Source organism: Stenotrophomonas sp. TWI587 (assembly GCF_039674145.1).
Classification (GTDB): Bacteria; Pseudomonadota; Gammaproteobacteria; order Xanthomonadales; family Xanthomonadaceae; genus Stenotrophomonas; species Stenotrophomonas maltophilia_AY.
The window spans coordinates 178,636-195,282 of the sequence record NZ_JBDJMW010000006.1 but is presented as its reverse complement, the minus strand read 5'-3'; the positions used below and the strand labels follow the sequence as shown (position 1 = coordinate 195,282).

Genomic DNA, 16,647 nt, shown 5'->3' with positions numbered 1-16,647 from the left:
GGCCGTGCACGGCCCCGCTGCAACGCAATGCAAGGCCTGAGGGGGCGGGTCACGGGAACCCTGGCCAGGGCCGGCCAGGGAGCTCGCATGGAGTGTTGGCCTGAACAGTCGTTTGATCCATGACCTTGAAGAGGACGTCAACGTGACCAGTAAGCAGAACCTTCGCATCAATGTGCTGGCAGCCGCCGTGCTGTCGTTGTCCGCAGGCGCCAGCGCCTATGCAGCGGGCCTGCCGGCCAAGGAGCCGGTGCGCCAGCCGGCTGCCGCCCAGGGCGCAGAGCGCATCATCGTCAAGTACCGCACGGGCACGGCTGCGGCCACGGATCGTTCGGCCAAGCTGACGGCCGTGCAGTCGGCGGTCGCCCGCGCCAGTGTCGGTGGCTCCGCCGCGGGCCGTGCCAGTGCGGTGAACCCGCAGATCGTGCGCAAACTCGGTGTCGGTGCCGATCTGATCCGCCTGCAGGGCCGCTTGAGCCCGGCCGAACTGCAGAAGGTGCTGGCCGAGATCAAGGCCGATCCCTCCGTGCAGTACGCCGAAGTGGACGTGAAACTGCAGCGCACCGATGTGCGCCCGCGTGACGCCACCCCGCAGCTGGTGCCGAACGATCCGTACTACGCGCAGTACCAGTGGCATCTGAACAGTGCCACCGGCGGCATCAACGCGCCGGCCGCGTGGGACATCGCCCAGGGCGAGGGTGTGGTGGTGGCGGTGCTCGATACCGGCATCCTGCCGCAGCATCCGGATTTCTCCGGCAATCTGCTGGCCGGTTACGACTTCATCAGCGATGCGGAAACGTCGCGCCGCCCGACCGATGAGCGCGTCCCGGGTGCGCTGGATTACGGCGATTGGGTAGAGAACGACAACGAGTGCTATGCCGGTTCGCTGGCCGATGACAGCTCCTGGCACGGCACCCATGTGGCCGGCACGATCGCCGAGTCCACCAACAACGGCGTCGGCATGGCCGGTGTCGCCTACAAGGCGCGCGTGCTGCCGGTGCGCGTGCTCGGCAAGTGCGGTGGCTACCTGTCCGACATCGCCGACGCGATCACCTGGGCCTCCGGTGGCACGGTGGCCGGTGTGCCGGCCAATGCCAATCCGGCCGAGGTCATCAACATGAGCCTGGGCGGCGGCGGCGCGTGTGATGCGCTGTACCAGGACGCCATCAATGGCGCCGTGTCGCGCGGTACCACCGTCGTGGTCGCGGCCGGCAACTCGGCCTCCAACGCAGCCAACTTCCGTCCGGCCAGCTGCGCCAACGTAGTGGCCGTTGGTGCGACCCGCATCACCGGTGGCATCGCCTACTACTCCAACTTCGGCACGGCGGTGGATCTGTCCGGTCCTGGCGGCGGTGGCAGCGTGGACGGCAATCCGGGTGGTTATGTGTGGCAGTCCGGCTACAACGGCCTGACCACGCCGACCTCGGGTGCCTACAGCTACATGGGCATGGCCGGTACCTCGATGGCCTCCCCGCACGTGGCGGCGGTGGCAGCACTGGTGCAGGGCGCGGTGGCCGCGGCCGGCAAGGATCCGCTCACCCCGGCTGCACTGGAAGCGCTGCTCAAGCAGACCGCCCGGGCCTTCCCGGTGACCATCCCGACCGCCACCCCGATCGGCACCGGCATCGTCGATGCCAAGGCCGCCCTGGATAAAGCGCTGGAAGCAGAGTGCACCGAGAACTGCGGGCCGGTGGCCACGCCGCTGACCAACAAGGTCGCCGTCGGTGGCCTGAGCGGTGCGGGTGGCAGCGAAGTGCTGTACAGCTTCGAGGCGCAGGCCGGCAAGGTGCTGAGCCTGCTCACCTACGGCGGCAGCGGCAATGTGTCGGTGTATGTGAGCCAGGGCAAGGAGCCGACCGCGACAGCGTTCGACGCCAAGTCCACGCGTCCGGGCAACAGTGAAACCGTGCGCTTTACCGCGCCGGTTGCCGGTACGTATTACATCAAGGTGGTCGGCGAGTCCGCGTTCAGCGGTGTGAGCATCCTCGCCAACCAGTAAGACAGGTAAAACCCAACGGGAGTCCGTCATGTGACGGGCTCCCGTTTTTGCATCTGGAGCGCGCGCAAACCCGCGTAGCATCGCAGTGAACTGCTAAAGTCGCAGCGGTTGCCAGGAGAATGTTCTTGAACGCGGTTGCCCAGGATCCCACTGCAGAATCCACTGCCGAATCCCGCATCGTCGGGGTATTGCTGGAGAAAGGTCGGCTCAAGGACAGCGACCTGGCCCGGGCACGTCCGTTGCATCGTGAGTCCGGCGGCAGCCTGCTGGGCCTGCTGGTGCGCCTGGGGCTGGTCTCCGAGCGCGACCACGCGCAGACCTGCGCCGAGGTGCTCGGCCTGCCGCTGCTGGAGGCCAAGGGCGTAGCGGAGTCGCCGCCTGAGGCGCTGCTCGAGGGGCTGCCGCTGACGTTGCGCTTCCTCAAACAATTCCACGTCTGTCCGCTGGCGCTGCACGACGATGCGCTGGATCTGTGGCTGTCCGATCCGCAGGACCCGTACACGGCCGACGCGGTGCAGCTCGCGATGGGGCTGCCGGTACGCCTTCACGTGGGCCTGCGTTCGGAGATCGATGATCTGATCGAGCGCTGGTTCGGTCAGGGCCGCAGCGCGATGGGCGCGATCATCGAAACCGCCGATGGCGAAGGTGCTGCGGTCGATGACATCGAACACCTGCGTGATCTGGCCTCCGAAGCGCCGGTCATCCGCCTGGTCAATCTCATCATCCAGCGGGCAGTGGAACTGCGCGCCTCGGATATCCATATCGAGCCGTTCGAAAACCGCCTGAAGGTGCGTTACCGCGTGGACGGTGTGTTGATCGAAGGCGAAAGCCCGCCGGTCAATCTCACCGCGGCGGTGATCAGCCGCATCAAGATCATGGCGCGGCTCAACATCGCCGAACGCCGCCTGCCGCAGGACGGCCGCATCATGCTGCGCGTGCAGGGCAAGGAGCTGGACCTGCGCGTGAGCAGCGTGCCGACCGCGCACGGCGAAAGCGTGGTGATGCGCCTGCTCGACCGCGATACGGTGGTGTTCGATTTCCATCGGCTGGGTTTCACCGAGGCATTCCTGCCGCAGTTCCGCAAGGTGCTGGAGCAGCCGCACGGCATCCTGCTGGTCACCGGCCCCACCGGCTCGGGCAAGACCACCACGCTGTACACGGCGCTGAGCCAGCTCAACACCGCCGACGTGAAGATCATAACCGTCGAAGACCCGGTCGAGTACCAGATCGAAGGCATCAACCAGATCCAGGCCAAGCCGCAGATCGGGCTGGATTTCGCCAATGCGCTGCGCAGCATCGTGCGCCAGGATCCGGACATCATCATGATTGGCGAAATGCGCGATCTGGAAACCGCGCGCATCGCGATCCAGTCTGCGCTCACCGGTCATCTGGTGCTCTCCACACTGCACACCAACAACGCCGCCGGTGGCATCACCCGCCTGCTGGACATGGGCGTGGAGGACTATCTGCTGACCTCCACCATCAACGGCATCCTCGCCCAGCGTCTGGTGCGCCGGCTGGAGCCGCAGCATGCACAGCGCTATCCCGCCTCGCCGGAGGAGATCGAGAAGTTCGGGCTGCGCCGGCTGCAGCCGGAAGGCGAGATCTTCCTGTACCGCGCGCAGCCCTCGGCGATCGCGCCCACGGGGTATCTCGGCCGGACCACCATCGTCGAGTTCCTGGTGATGAACGATGCGCTGCGCAGTGCGGTGATGCGGCGCGCCGGGATGGGCGAGATCGAACAGATCGCGCGTGCGGCCGGCATGCGCACCATGTACGAAGATGGCTTGTCCAAAGCGCTGCAGGGCTACACCACGCTGGAAGAAGTGCTGCGCGTGACGGAGGATTCCTGATGCGCGCGCACGGTCGGTACCGGGTGGGCGGCTGAGCATGGCCCAGTACCGCTACAAGGCGCTCAACGCGCATGGCGAGCTGTTCGACGGGCAGATGGAGGCGGCCAGCGAAGCCGAGGTGGCGGCGCGCCTGCAGGACCAAGGGCACATGCCGATGGAAGCGCGGTTGGCCAGCGAGGGCGTGGCCGGTGCCTCGTCCTGGGCGGCACTGCTGCGCCGCAAACCGTTCGACGGCGGCGGGCTGGTGCAGTTCACCCAGCAGCTGGCGACGCTGCTGGGTGCGGGGCAGCCGCTGGACCGCGCGCTGAGCATCCTGCTCGAGCTGCCCGAAGACGAGCGCACGCGCCGGGTGGTCACCGACATCCGCGACATCGTGCGCGGCGGCGCGCCGCTTTCCACCGCGCTGGAACGCCAGCACGGCCTGTTCTCGCGGCTGTACATCAACATGGTGCGCGCCGGTGAAGCCGGGGGCAGCCTGCATGACACCCTGCAGCGGTTGTCGGATTACCTGGAGCGCAGCGCTGAGCTGAAAGGGCGCGTCATCAACGCGCTGATCTACCCGGCGATCCTGCTGGCGGTGGTCGGCGGCGCGCTGCTGTTCCTGCTCGGTTACGTGGTGCCGCAGTTCGCGCTGATGTACGAAAGCCTGGACGTCGCCCTGCCGTGGTTCACCCAGTGGGTGCTCACCGCCGGCCTGGTCGTGCGCGAAGGCTGGATCGTCATGATCGTGGTGCCGGCGGTGATCGCGCTGGTGGTGGAACGGCGGCTGCGGCAACCGACCACGCGCCTGGCCGTCGATGGCTGGCTGCTGCAGCGCAAGGGCATCGGCTCGCTGTTGGCCAAGCTGGAAACCGCGCGCTTGGCCCGTACCTTGGGCACCTTGCTGCGCAACGGCGTGCCGCTATTGTCCGGCCTGGGCATCGCCCGCAACGTGCTCAGCAACCGCGCGCTGGCTGCGGATGTCGATGCAGCCAGTGACGAGGTGAAGAACGGCAACGGCCTGTCGGCGTCGCTGTCGCGCGGCAAGCGTTTCCCACGCCTGGCGCTGCAGATGATCCAGGTCGGCGAGGAATCCGGCGCGCTGGATACGATGCTGCTAAAGGCCGCCGATACGTTCGAGCAGGAAAGCGCGCGGGCGATCGACCGGTTGCTGTCGGCGCTGGTGCCGGTGATCACCCTGGTGCTGGCCTCGGTGGTCGGCCTGGTGATCGTGGCCGTGCTGGTGCCGCTGTACGACCTGACCAATGCCATCGGCTGACCGGCCGCTGGTGAACACCCCGATGTTTTCGATGCAAGGAGCCTGCCATATGCAACGTCGTCGCCTGACCCGCTTCTCTTCCGCGCGCCACCAGTCCGGCATGAGCCTGCTGGAAATCATCATCGTGATCGTGCTGATCGGCGCGGTGCTGACCCTGGTCGGCAGCCGTGTGCTCGGCGGCGCCGACCGCGGCAAGGCCAACATCGCCAAGGCGCAGGTGCAGACCATGGCCGGCAAGATCGACAACTACCAGCTGGACACCGGCAAGCTGCCGGCCAAGCTGGATGATCTGGTGACCCAGCCCAGCGGCAGCGCGGGCTGGCTCGGCCCGTATGCCAAGCCGGCCGACCTCAACGATCCGTGGGGCCACGCGCTGGAGTACCGCGTGCCGGGCGAAAGCCAGCCGTATGACCTGATCAGCCTGGGCAAGGACGGAAAGGTAGGTGGCAGCAGCTACGACGCGGACATCCGGTACGAGTAATCGGCATTGGGAGCGCTGTGGCCCGTGCCGAGCAGACCGCCGCATCGCGTGCCCGCGGGCACCCATGCACGCGGTCTGTCGCTGCTGGAGATGCTGCTGGTGGTCGCTCTGATCGCCATCATCGGTGTGGTGACCGCCACCGCGATGAACGGCGGCATCGATGGCATGCGCCTGCGCAACGCCGGCAAGGAAATCGCCACCCAGCTGCGCTACACGCGTACCCAGGCCATTGCCACCGGCCAGACCCAGCGCTTCGTGATCGACCCGCGTGCGCGAACCTGGCAGGCGGCGAATGGTCGTCACGGGCAGCTTCCGGCCGCGCTGGATGTGCAGTTCCGCGGGGCGAGCCAGCTCAGCACCGCACCGGGGCAGGGCAGCATCGCCTTCTTCGCCGACGGCGCGGCCAGTGGCGGCAGCATCGACCTGAGCACGCGCGGCGCAGTGTGGGAAATCCACGTCGGCTGGATCACCGGTGAAGTCCGTGCGGGCCCGCGCCGGGAGGGCCGATGAGGCGCCAGCGTGGCTATTCGCTGCTGGAGGTGATCATCGCCTTCGCGCTGCTGGCGTTGGCGTTGACGCTGCTGCTGGGCAGTCTGTCCGGTGCGGCGCGCCAGGTGGGCCAGGCCGATGTGCGCAGCCGGGCCACGCTGTATGCGCAGTCGCTGCTGGCCAGTACCGGGGTGGAAACGCCGCTGCAGGAAGGCAACACCCAGGGCGAGTGGGAGCAGGGCAAGTACCGCTGGCGATTGCAGGTGGAGCCTTACGCGGGGCCGCGTACCACCACCGCACCGGCGACCACCGACGTCGGCGGCCCCACCCTGGCGCAGATCACGCTGCAGGTGCGCTGGGGCGAAGGCAATGGCGAGCAGTTGCAGTGGCGCAGCCTGCGCTTGTTGCCGCCGGTACCGGGCGCACCGCGATGACGCTGCGCCCACGCCGCGCCGGCGGCTTCACGCTGATCGAGATCCTGCTGGCTACCGCGCTGCTGGTGGGCGGGCTGGCACTGGCCTTCGCCACCGTGCGCTCGGCGATGGCGATCAGCCAGCGCGGTGAGCGCATGGCCGCCCAGAACGAACGCATGCGCGCGGTCGAGGGCTTCCTGCGCCGTCGACTGTCAACCGCATTGGTCATTGCCACCTCGCCCCCCGATCCCACCCGCGACCCGGTGTATTTCGTCGGCGAGCCGCAGCGGATGCTGTTCGTCTCCGATCTGCCGGGCTACCTGGGCCGCGGGGGGCCCTATGCGCACGAGCTGCAGGTCCGTCGCGCGGGTGGGGAAGAACAGTTGGAGGTAGGTCTGACCCTGCTGCAGAACGGTGAAGCGATTGAAGAAGATCCGCCACGACCACCGGAGATGCTGGCCGACCAACTGCGCGAGGTCCGCTTCCGCTACCGCGGCACCGATCCGCGCACTGGCCAGATGACCGACTGGCTGGACCGCTGGGACGATACCCGCCGGCTGCCACTGCTGGTCTCGATCGAGATCATCCCGCTGCAGGGGCCAGCGTGGCCGCCGATGATCGCGGCATTGCCGCCGCCACGCGGAGATCGCCCATGAGGCGCGCGCGCGGTGCGGCGCTGGTGCTGGTGCTGTGGTTGATCGCCCTGCTCACGGCGGTGATCGGCGCATTCGCGCTGAGCGCACGCGTGGAGCACATGCAGCAGCGGGTGATCGGCGACGATGCCATCGGCCAGGAGTACGCGCGCGCGGGCCTGGAATACGCCCTGCATCGTTTGCAGCCGCGTGCCAGCCAGCCGGCCTGGGTGGCCGACGGCCGCCGCTACCGCTGGACCTTCGACGAACGCCGGATCGATCTGGCGATCCTCGATGAGAACGGCAAAGTGAATCTGAACCTGGCCGATGCCAACTTCCTCACCGCGTTCCTGCGCGCGATGGGGGAAGAGCCCGGCCGCGCCCAGCAGCTGGCCGGTGCCATCGTCGACTGGCGCGATGCCGACAGCCTCAAGCAGCCCGGAGGTGGCGCCGAGACGCCCGATTACGTCGCCGCGGGCCTGCCGTATGGCGCACGCAACGCGCGCTTTGAGACGGTGGGCGAGCTGCAGCGCGTGCTCGGCATGGAGGCGGGGCTGTATGCGCGGATCGAGCCGATGCTGACCCTGTACAGCCGCCAGGCGCGGCCTGACCCGCGCTTTGCCGCCGGTCCGGTACTGACCGCGCTGGGACTGGATGCGGAGCGTCTGCTGGCCGAGCGCGAGCGTGCCGCAGCCGCAGATGACGCAGGATTACCGGTCGCACCGCTTGCAGGTGGCAGTGGCACCTATAGTATCGAGAGTCGCGCCACGGACGAACGCGGCCGGATATCGGTACTGCGCGCCGTGGTGAGGATGGGCTCGGCAGGCACGCCGGGAGCGGCATACACAGTACTTCGCTGGGAACAGGGAATGGCAGCAAGATGACGGCATGGCGTGACAGTCTGGTGCGGGCCCGCGGGCGTTTGTCGCCTGGCGTGGGCAGCAGCCTGCGCTGGTGGCGGCAATCCTTGCTGGCCTGGCTGCCGGTGCGTTGGCAATGGGCGATGGGCTGGTCACGCTCACGGCTGCTGCTCGAGCGCGACGGTGAGGTGCTGCACGTTCAGCGCCAGACCGGTGAACAGCTCGAGGCGATTGCCGAACTGCCCTGGCCGGTGTCGCCGGCCGCGCTGGACAACCTGTTGGATGCACGCCTGCGCAGCCTGCCGCGGCATTGGCTGCTGCCGGCCGGCAGCGTGTTGCGTCGCCCGCTGCGGTTGCCGGCGGCGGCCGCCGAGCGACTGCGCGATGTGGTCGGTTTCGAAATCGATCGGCAAACCCCGTTCGATGCCAGCCAGGTCAGCTATGACGTGCGTGATCTGGGTGCGTTGCCGGATGGCCAGCTGCAGGTGGAACTGGTGGTGATCCCGCGCCAGCAACTGGAGCACTGGGCACAGCAGGCCGGGCCATGGGCCCAGGCTGTGGCCGGCGTGGATGCCGTCGACGCCGATGGACAGCCACTGGACGTCAATCTGCTGCCGGTCGCACAGCGTCAGCCGTATCGCGATCCCATGGCACGCTGGAACTGGATCCTGGCGATCAGCGCGGTGGTGTTGCTCGCGCTGGCCGGGCATCAGGTGCTTGAGAATCGGCGGTCGGCGGCGGATGCGCTGCGCGAGCAGGTCGATACCGCCGCGCGTGACGCACGCCAGGTCGCCGCCGAGCGGCAACAGCTTCAGAGCCTGGTCGAGGGCGCCGCGTTCCTCGAGGGCAAGCGTGCCGAGCACGCCAGTACGGTGGAGATCTGGAATGAACTTACCCGCCTGCTGCCGGATGGAACGTATCTGGAAAAAATGTCGATCGAAGGCACCTCGCTGCAGCTGATCGGGCTCAGCCGCGAAGCCTCGCAGCTGGTACCGCTGCTGCAGGACTCGCCGCTGTGGCGCAAGGTGAACCTGACCGGTGTGCTGCAGGCCGATGGGGCGACCAGTGGCCGCGACCGGTTCACGCTGACGGCCGAACTGCAGCCGCTGCCCGGCGCGACGCCGAATGCGAAGGAGGTTGCCGATGGCAGCACAACCGACGCGCCGTGATCGCTGGCTGGCACTGGGTCTGCTGCTGGCGGTGATCACCGTGGCCTACCTGCTGCTGGTGCATCCGTGGTTGACCCGTCCGCTGCTGGCGATCAAGGCCGACATCGCCGCCGTGCAGGAGCGCCAGCAGCGGGTGCAGGCACAGCTGGCGCAGCGCGGCCAGATCGCCACCCAGCTGCGAGACGTGCAGACAGCCCTTGAGGGTCGCCCCGGCTTCCTGCGCGAGGCGACCGCCGAATCGGCGGCTGCCGCGCTGTCCAGCCGCCTGCAGGACGCGGTGGCCTCGGCCAGTCCGGGCAACCGCAGCTGCACCATCAGCAATCGCACGCCGCTGCCCGATGCGAGTCGCGAACCGGCATTCCCACGCGTGGCCCTGCAGGTGCGCCTGCGCTGTGGCGTGCCGGAAATGGCGGCGGTGCTGCACACGCTGGAGACCGGCAGCCCTCGCCTGTTCGTGGACAACCTCAATCTGCTCGCGCAGCGCTTCCAGCAATCGCCCGGCGAAACCGGCACCGGCCTGGACGTGTCCTTCGAGCTGGTCGGCTATCTGCGCCCAGGCGCCGCGCTGGCGTCCGGTGCGGCGGCACCGGATCAGGCACCGCTCCCGCTGCCGGCCGAGCAGGCTGCCGACCCGGGCGCGGCAACGCCGGTCGACGCGGCCGAACCGGCGCCCGAGCCGGATGCTGCCGAGGAGGTCGAGCATGAAGCTTGAAGCAGCCGGTCTGCGCACCTGGTGGCTGGGCGGCATCGCGCTGTGGGCACTGGCGATCTGGATCGCCACGCTGTTCGGGCTGGGCAGCCGCATCGCCCCGGCAACCGAGGGTGATGTCGGGCCCGGGCCGTTGCCGCAGCTGGCGCCGGCCGCGCCCGAGCGGATGGCCTCGGCCAGCACCTACGCGCAGATCGGCGCGCGGCCGCTGTTCGCCGAAGACCGGCAACCGCGCCCGTATCTGCTTGGCGGCACCGAGCAGGGCACCGCGAGCAGCGTCGCGCTGACCGGCGTGCTGCTCACGCCCGGCTTCGGCATGGCGATCCTGACCACCGACCAACGTCAGTCGCTGCGGTTGCGCTTGAACGGTGAAGCGGTGAACGGCTGGCAGCTGCTGGCGCTGGAACCGCGCCGTGCCACCGTCAGCGGGCCGGGCGGTACCCAGACGCTGGAACTGCCGGTGTTCAACGGGCAGGGCGGTGAACCGCCGACGGTGCTGGGCAGCACACCGCTCACCAGCGTTCCGCCGGCCGGTACCGGTGCCCGGCCGATCAACGGCACGGCGGCACCCATGCCCGCACCACCACCGGCCGCCCCGCCTGCGCCGCAGGCAGGTACGCCCTCGAACGCGTCGGGCCCCGCACAGAGCGCGCAGGGCCCCAGCGAAGACCAGATGAAGGCGATCCGCGAGCGCATCCAGGCGCGCCGCCAGCAATTGCAGCAGCAACAGCAACAGCAGTCGCAGAAACCGCCCGCGGGCGGCTCCGGCCACAACCCTTAGAGTGACAGCATGACCCTGCGCCTTTTCCCCGTGTCTTTCCTTGTCGCCCTGTTGGTGGGCTGCACCACCGTGCCCGCGCCGGAGGTACGCCGCGATGCGGTGCTCGACCGTCATCAGGTGGTCGCCGGTGATGGATCCCGGGACGGGGTCGATGCCGAACCGTTGGCTGGCACCGGCGCCCCACAAGCCGTGATCCGCCGTGGCACCGGCACCATGATCAACCGCAGCGCCGCCGCAGCGCCGCAGCCCTCGCTGGGCAATGCCTCCACCGGCAACGCCACCTTCAATTTCGAAGGCGAATCGGTGCATGCGGTGGTCAAGGCGATCCTGGGCGACTTCCTCGGGCAGAACTACGTGATCGCGCCGGGCGTGCAGGGCACCGTGACCCTGGCCACACCCAAGCCGGTGTCCTCGGCGCAGGCCTTGAACCTGCTGGAAATGGTGCTGGGCTGGAACAACGCGCGCATGGTCTACAGCGCGGGCCGCTACAACATCGTGGCCGCCGACCAGGCGCTGGCCGGTACGGTCTCGCCGAGCACCGCTTCGCCGGCCAACGCGCGCGGCTTTGAAGTGCGCGTGGTGCCACTGCAGTACATCTCGGCCACCGAGATGAAGAAAGTGCTGGAGCCGTACGCGCGCCCGAACGCGATCGTCAATGTCGACAACGGTCGCAACGTGATCACCCTGGGCGGCACCCGCAGCGAACTGGAGAACTACCTGCGCACGGTGGAAATCTTCGACGTGGACTGGCTCTCGGGCATGTCCGTGGGCGTGTTCCCGATCCAGTCGGGCAAGGCGGAACAGGTCGCCGCCGATCTGGAGAAGGTATTCGGTGAGGAGAGCAAGACGCCCAGCGCCGGCATGTTCCGTTTCCTGCCCCTGGAGAACGCCAACGCCGTGCTGGTCATCACCCCGCAGGCGCGCTACCTCGACCAGATCCAGCAGTGGCTGGACCGCATCGATACCGCCGGTGGCAACGCGCGGCTGTTCTCCTACGAGCTGCGCTACGTCAAGGCCAAGGACCTGGCCGAGCGCCTGGCCGAGGCCTTCGCCAACGAAAATGGCCGCAGCGGTCGCGGCAGCAGCTCGCTGGCGCCAGGCGCGTCGCCGATGGACATCGGCAGCCGCGACGGCAACAGCAACAACAATAATTTTTCCAACACCGGCAGCAGCAATGGCAGCAGCCGTGGTGGGCTGGGCGAAGGCACGATGAGCCTGCCCCAGCGCCAGTCCGGCAACGCCAGCTTCAGCCTGGAAGTGCAGGGCGATACCGTCGGTGTATCGGCGGTAGAAGAAACCAATACGTTGCTGGTGCGCTCCACCCCGCAGGCCTGGCGCTCGATCCGCGAGGTGATCGAAAAGCTCGACGTGATGCCGATGCAGGTCCACATCGAAGCGCAGGTGGCCGAGGTCGCGCTGACCGGTGACCTCAGCTACGGCGTGAACTGGTTCTTCGAGCAGGCCGTGGCCACCGGCAAGACCGAGAGCGGCATCGACCTGCCCAGCGCACTCGGCCGTTCGATCTGGGGCAGCATTTCCGGGACGGTGGGTGGTGACAGTGTCGGCTGGACCTTCCTCGGCAAGAACGCGGCCGCCGTGGTCAGCGCGCTGGACAAGGTCAGCAACCTGCGCCTGCTGCAGACCCCGTCGCTGTTCGTGCGCAACAACGCCGAAGCCACGCTCAACGTGGGTACGCAGATTCCGATCAACTCGGTGTCGGTCAATACCGGCGTGGGCGGGGACAACACCTACAGCCAGGTGCAGTACCTGGATACCGGCGTGATTCTCAAGGTACGCCCGCGCATCACCCGCGATGGCGTGGTGTTCCTGGACATCGTGCAGGAGGTCAGCTCGGCCGGCGCCGTCCCGAGCGGCTGCGACCCGACCCGCACCACCTGCAACCCGCCGATCAATACCCGCAAGATCTCCACCGAAGCGGCGGTGCAGAGTGGCGACACCATCATGCTCGCGGGCCTTATCACTGATTCCGCCGACCAGGGGTCCAGTGGCGTGCCCGGCCTGAGCAGGTTGCCGGTGGTCGGTGCGCTGTTCGGCAGGAAGACGCAGAAATCCGAGCGCTCCGAGGTGATCGTGCTGCTGACCCCGACCATCGTGCGCAACGCGCAGGAGTCGCGGAACCTGACCGACGAGTACAGCAGCCGTTTCCGAGCGATGGAGCCGTTCCCCGAGCCCAAGGCCAAGCGCTGAGCGATGCCGGGCCCGCGCTGTCACCGCGGGGGCCGATCTTGCTACGCTGGCCGCGCCCAGGGGAGCCCGCGATGAGACAGCGACACGGCGAAGACGGCAGCACGCAGAGGTCCGCATGAGCACGGTCATCCTGCTGCCGATCGGGGTCGACGATGCCGCGCTGGACCGCTGCCTGGCTGCGCTCGATGCCGGTACCGCGCCGGGAACGGCGATCTGGCTGGCCGACGATGGCCAGGCCGGGCCGCGTGCCCAGGCCGTGATCGAGCACTGGCTCGCACAGACCCCACTGCAGGCCGAGTACACCCGCCGCGCCCGGGCGATCGGCGAAGTCGCGCATCTGGATGAAATGCTTGCAGCGTGTACCGGCGCCGACGTCGTGGTGCTTGCCCCCGATGCGATCCCCGCACCGGGCTGGCTGCAGCAGATGGAGGCCTGTCTGGCCCGCGATGCCTCGATCGGCTCGACCACCCCGTGGTGCAATGCCGGTGAGACGACCGCCTGGCCGCGCCTGGGCGAGATCAATCCGCTGCCGGACGATCTGGATCTGGCGCCGTTGGCCCAGGCCTGCGCGGCGATGCCGCCGCTGCATCCCGAACTGCCCTCGGCGGTGACCCACGCTGTGTTGTTGCGCGGCAATGCCCGGCGCAAGGCTGGCGGGCTGGACATGCACAGCTACGCGTCGTGGAACGCAGCGCTGATCGACCTCAGTCTGCGCATGGCCGGCCTCGGCTGGCGCAACGCGCTGTGCGAGACCGCCTTCGTCGCCCGGGTTGCCGAAGGCCTGACCGGCGAGGGCGACATGGACGCACTGGCGACACGCTGGCCTGCCTGGCCCCCGCGCTTGGCGGGTTTCCTGATGGCCGATCCACTGCAACAGGCACGCCACGACCTGCAGCAGCATCATCGGCAGGCGATAATGCCCAAGGCGCAGGGCGATCTGTTCGCGCCGCCTGTCATTGCCGCCCCGGAGTCGCCCGTTTGAGCCCTGCCATCGCCGCCATCATCGTCAGCTACCAGAGCGCCAGCACGCTTGACGCCTGCCTGCTGCGCCTGCGCGAGGCGCGCGACATCGCCGAGATCCGCGTGGTCGACAACGACTCCACGGATGGCACCCTGGAGATCGTGCAGCGCCATGCCAGCGCCGATCCGCGGGTGCGCTTCATCGCCAACCCGGACAACCCCGGCTTCGCTGCGGCCAACAACCAGGGCGTGGCCGACAGCCAGGCGCCGTGGCTGGCCTTCATCAACCCGGACCTGATGGTTGGCCCCGAGACTCTGGCCCTGCTGCGCGAACGCGCGCTGCCGCTCGGCGACTGCCTGCTGGGGGTCGAGCAGGTCGATGAGGATGGCCGGCCAGACGATGCGGTGCGCCGCCGCGATCCGGACTTCGCCGCGATGCTGCGCAACCCCGGCCAGGGCGCCAAGCTGGCCATCCCGGCCGACCACGGCCAGCCGCTGCAGAGGGTGCCAGCCCTGTCCGGCGCGCTGCTGCTGATGCCGCGCGCCCTGTTCGACCGGATCGGTGGCTGGGATGCCGGCTATCGCCTGCATGCCGAGGATCTGGACCTGTGCCGCCGCGCGCGCGAGGCCGGCGCGGTCATCGCGATCGCCAACGACCTGCAGGTCACCCATGTTCGCGGTGTCTCCAGCCGCTCGCGGCCGTTCTTCGTGGAGTGGCACAAGCACCGCGGGCTGTGGCGTTACTTCCGGAAGTTCGAGGCGCCGCAACGTGCCTTTCCGGTGCGCTGCGCGGTGTGGGGGGCGATCTGGGCGCATGCCCTGGTGCAGGTGCCGCGCCTGCTGCGTCGCCGGTAAGTGCCTTGACGGCGATTCCCCCATGGCGGCCGGCAGATGCCGTGAACGCTCACTGCCTGGGCTGATGCCCGTCGTTGGTCGGTACACGACGTCAGGCGCATAATCGTCGGCATGATCATCCAGTCCCTGCTCGACACCGACCTGTACAAGTTCACCATGATGCAGGCGGTGCTGCATCAGCACCCGGGCGCGCAGGTGCAGTACCGGTTCAAGTGCCGGACCCCCGGCATCGACCTGGCGCAGTTCATCGACCAGATCAACGCTGAGATCGATCACCTGTGCAGCCTGCGCTTCAGTGCCGAAGAGCTGGACTATGTGCGCGGCCTGCGCTTCGTCAAACCGGACTTTGCCGATTTCCTCGGCCTGTTCCACCTGGACCGCAAATACATCGCGCTGCGCCCGTCGACCACCGTTCCCGGTGAGATCGACCTGGACATCACCGGCCCGTGGCTGCACACCATCCTGTTCGAAGTGCCGCTGCTGGCGATCATCAACGAAGTCTGGTTCCGCAACACCACCGACTCGGATTTCAGCGAGGGTGAGCGCCGCCTGCAGGCCAAGACCGCGCTGCTGCGCGATACCCCCGGCTTCGAGCTGTGCCGGATCGCCGACTACGGCAGCCGCCGCCGGTATTCGCGCGAGTGGCATGGGCGGATGCTGCCGATGCTGCGCGATGCGCTGGGTGCGCAGTTCGTGGGTACCAGCAACGTGCACTTCGCCCGGCTGTACGGCATGACCCCGCACGGCACGATGGCCCATGAGTACCTGCAGGCCTTCCAGGCGCTGGGGCCCCGGCTGCGCGATTCGCAGGTGGCCGCGCTGGAATCCTGGGCGCGCGAGTACCGCGGCGACCTCGGTATCGCGCTGTCGGATGTGGTCGGGCTAGAGGCCTTCCTGCGCGACTTCGACATGTACTTCTGCAAGCTGTTCGATGGCGTCCGCCACGATTCCGGTGATCCCTTCAGCTGGGGCGACCGCATGCTGGCGCACTTCGAAAGCCGCCGGGTGGATCCACGCAGCAAGGTGCTGGTCTTCAGTGACGGGCTGAACATCGAAAAGGTGATGCAGCTGTTCGATTACTTCCGCGGCCGCTGCCAGGTGGCCTTCGGGGTCGGCACGCACCTGACCAATGATCTGGGCCCGACCCCGCTCAACATCGTCATCAAGATGGTCCGCTGCAATGGCCAGCCGGTCGCCAAGCTGAGTGATTCACCGGGCAAGAGCATGTGCGATGACCCGGGCTACCTGGCCTACCTGCGCCAGGTGTTCGAGCTGCCCGCCGAGGGCTGAGCACTACGGCAGGGCAACCCGCCCGTCCGGCCGTTCGACGATTCCGTTCAGCCCGGCCGGGGCAGGTGACGCTGCGCGTCAGGAAGCGACGCGTCGCGCTCGCTATGCAGGAAAGCCAGATGTGCCACAATAATATGAGGCGCAGTTCACACTTTTGACCGACATCGATGCCGGTAATTGTCCCGTATAACGCCTCCGCATCGTGGTTCGTCTAGGCTTCCCGGATGAATTCATCAGCACCACTCGATTACTACCGAACCCACGCCTGCTCCCGGCAGTGGCGCGGCTTCCTGCTGGCGCTCTGCGAAGAGTTCGACAGCGCGTTGCCCGATGCCGAACTCGCGCGGTTGATGGCGCGGATCGGTGAGCGCTTCGGCCGTGCCCATGCGCTGCCGGCGGTGGCGACCCTGCAGGAACTGCAGGATGCCGCCAATGCGGTCTGGTCCTCTGCCGAGTGGGGGCAGGTAGCGTTTGAGGAATTGCCAGAACAGGTTCACATTCACCATGCCGCCGCGCCGTTGTCGGCGTTACTCGGCGGCCGCGTCGGGTGGGATACTGGTTTTCTGGAAGGTGTGTACCGGCAATGGTTCCGTGCCGCCGGGATGGTGTCGGTACTGGATGTCCGGTACCTGCAGAGCGACAACCCGGATGTAGCGACCTACACGCTGTCGCGTGTGTTCTGAATCTCTCTCC

General features: G+C 68.0%; 16 protein-coding genes. All 16 read left to right on the top strand.

All coding sequences use genetic code 11. From position 1 onward, the window contains the following. The first annotated feature begins 142 nt into the window (after nt 1-142). Nucleotides 143-1,996 carry a S8 family peptidase gene (locus tag ABE464_RS12160; protein ID WP_346472159.1) on the top strand — a complete coding sequence of 618 codons (1,854 nt, stop codon included), beginning with the start codon at nt 143-145 and terminating at the stop codon, nt 1,994-1,996. 125 nt (nt 1,997-2,121) lie between these two features. Beyond that, nucleotides 2,122-3,849 carry a type II secretion system ATPase GspE gene (gspE, locus tag ABE464_RS12155; RefSeq protein ID WP_346472157.1) on the top strand — a complete coding sequence of 576 codons (1,728 nt, stop codon included), beginning with the start codon at nt 2,122-2,124 and terminating at the stop codon, nt 3,847-3,849. A gap of 37 nt (nt 3,850-3,886) precedes the next feature. Beyond that, nucleotides 3,887-5,107, top strand: coding sequence for a type II secretion system F family protein (locus ABE464_RS12150; protein ID WP_346472156.1), 1,221 nt, complete (start codon nt 3,887-3,889; stop codon nt 5,105-5,107). A 49-nt stretch (nt 5,108-5,156) separates the two neighbouring features. Next, nucleotides 5,157-5,588 carry a type II secretion system major pseudopilin GspG gene (gene gspG, locus ABE464_RS12145; protein WP_313209244.1) on the top strand — a complete coding sequence of 144 codons (432 nt, stop codon included), beginning with the start codon at nt 5,157-5,159 and terminating at the stop codon, nt 5,586-5,588. A 90-nt stretch (nt 5,589-5,678) separates the two neighbouring features. Then, nucleotides 5,679-6,098, top strand: coding sequence for a GspH/FimT family pseudopilin (locus tag ABE464_RS12140; protein WP_346472226.1), 420 nt, complete (start codon nt 5,679-5,681; stop codon nt 6,096-6,098). Then, nucleotides 6,095-6,511, top strand: a complete 417-nt coding sequence (locus tag ABE464_RS12135) for a prepilin-type N-terminal cleavage/methylation domain-containing protein (RefSeq protein WP_346472155.1) — start codon at nt 6,095-6,097, stop codon at nt 6,509-6,511. The genes ABE464_RS12140 and ABE464_RS12135 overlap by 4 nt, the downstream gene beginning before the upstream one ends. After that, the gene (locus ABE464_RS12130) at nt 6,508-7,146 is read left to right on the top strand and encodes a type II secretion system protein J (protein ID WP_346472154.1); all 639 of its coding nucleotides are present in this window, start codon (nt 6,508-6,510) and stop codon (nt 7,144-7,146) included. Before ABE464_RS12135 ends, ABE464_RS12130 begins: the two co-directional genes overlap by 4 nt. Then, entirely contained in the window at nt 7,143-8,006 is an 864-nt protein-coding gene (locus tag ABE464_RS12125) for a type II secretion system minor pseudopilin GspK (protein WP_346472153.1), read from the top strand. The genes ABE464_RS12130 and ABE464_RS12125 overlap by 4 nt, the downstream gene beginning before the upstream one ends. Next, the gene (locus ABE464_RS12120; protein ID WP_346472152.1) at nt 8,003-9,151 is read left to right on the top strand and encodes a PilN domain-containing protein; all 1,149 of its coding nucleotides are present in this window, start codon (nt 8,003-8,005) and stop codon (nt 9,149-9,151) included. The genes ABE464_RS12125 and ABE464_RS12120 overlap by 4 nt, the downstream gene beginning before the upstream one ends. After that, the gene (gene gspM / locus ABE464_RS12115; RefSeq protein WP_346472225.1) at nt 9,120-9,863 is read left to right on the top strand and encodes a type II secretion system protein GspM; all 744 of its coding nucleotides are present in this window, start codon (nt 9,120-9,122) and stop codon (nt 9,861-9,863) included. The genes ABE464_RS12120 and gspM overlap by 32 nt, the downstream gene beginning before the upstream one ends. Beyond that, nucleotides 9,853-10,641 (top strand): hypothetical protein, encoded by a 789-nt coding sequence (locus ABE464_RS12110; protein WP_346472151.1) that lies wholly within the window; start codon nt 9,853-9,855, stop codon nt 10,639-10,641. The genes gspM and ABE464_RS12110 overlap by 11 nt, the downstream gene beginning before the upstream one ends. A gap of 9 nt (nt 10,642-10,650) precedes the next feature. Further along, a complete protein-coding gene (gene gspD, locus ABE464_RS12105; protein ID WP_346472150.1) occupies nt 10,651-12,849 on the top strand; it encodes a type II secretion system secretin GspD in 2,199 nt (732 codons plus the stop codon). Between the two features lie 115 nt (nt 12,850-12,964). Further along, nucleotides 12,965-13,831 carry a glycosyltransferase gene (locus ABE464_RS12100; protein ID WP_346472149.1) on the top strand — a complete coding sequence of 289 codons (867 nt, stop codon included), beginning with the start codon at nt 12,965-12,967 and terminating at the stop codon, nt 13,829-13,831. Further along, nucleotides 13,828-14,664, top strand: coding sequence for a glycosyltransferase family 2 protein (locus ABE464_RS12095; protein WP_346472148.1), 837 nt, complete (start codon nt 13,828-13,830; stop codon nt 14,662-14,664). Before ABE464_RS12100 ends, ABE464_RS12095 begins: the two co-directional genes overlap by 4 nt. Before the next feature lie 111 nt (nt 14,665-14,775). Further along, complete coding sequence (gene pncB / locus ABE464_RS12090; RefSeq protein WP_346472147.1) at nt 14,776-15,954, top strand: nicotinate phosphoribosyltransferase; 1,179 nt, start codon at nt 14,776-14,778, stop codon at nt 15,952-15,954. Nucleotides 15,955-16,178: 224 nt separating this feature from the next. Next, on the top strand, nt 16,179-16,637 hold the full coding sequence (locus ABE464_RS12085; RefSeq protein WP_346472146.1) for a cellulose synthase: 459 nt from the start codon (nt 16,179-16,181) through the stop codon (nt 16,635-16,637). Nucleotides 16,638-16,647: the final 10 nt, after the last annotated feature.

Coding starts and splice junctions, on each gene's coding strand:
- gspD (WP_346472150.1), top strand. CDS start 10,651: ATGACCCTGCGCCTTTTCCCCGTGTCTTTCCTTGTCGCCCTGTTGGTG.
- ABE464_RS12100 (WP_346472149.1), top strand. CDS start 12,965: ATGAGCACGGTCATCCTGCTGCCGATCGGGGTCGACGATGCCGCGCTG.
- gspG (WP_313209244.1), top strand. CDS start 5,157: ATGCAACGTCGTCGCCTGACCCGCTTCTCTTCCGCGCGCCACCAGTCC.
- ABE464_RS12085 (WP_346472146.1), top strand. CDS start 16,179: ATGAATTCATCAGCACCACTCGATTACTACCGAACCCACGCCTGCTCC.
- ABE464_RS12130 (WP_346472154.1), top strand. CDS start 6,508: ATGACGCTGCGCCCACGCCGCGCCGGCGGCTTCACGCTGATCGAGATC.
- ABE464_RS12135 (WP_346472155.1), top strand. CDS start 6,095: ATGAGGCGCCAGCGTGGCTATTCGCTGCTGGAGGTGATCATCGCCTTC.
- ABE464_RS12125 (WP_346472153.1), top strand. CDS start 7,143: ATGAGGCGCGCGCGCGGTGCGGCGCTGGTGCTGGTGCTGTGGTTGATC.
- ABE464_RS12110 (WP_346472151.1), top strand. CDS start 9,853: ATGAAGCTTGAAGCAGCCGGTCTGCGCACCTGGTGGCTGGGCGGCATC.
- ABE464_RS12140 (WP_346472226.1), top strand. CDS start 5,679: ATGCTGCTGGTGGTCGCTCTGATCGCCATCATCGGTGTGGTGACCGCC.
- ABE464_RS12150 (WP_346472156.1), top strand. CDS start 3,887: ATGGCCCAGTACCGCTACAAGGCGCTCAACGCGCATGGCGAGCTGTTC.
- ABE464_RS12120 (WP_346472152.1), top strand. CDS start 8,003: ATGACGGCATGGCGTGACAGTCTGGTGCGGGCCCGCGGGCGTTTGTCG.
- pncB (WP_346472147.1), top strand. CDS start 14,776: ATGATCATCCAGTCCCTGCTCGACACCGACCTGTACAAGTTCACCATG.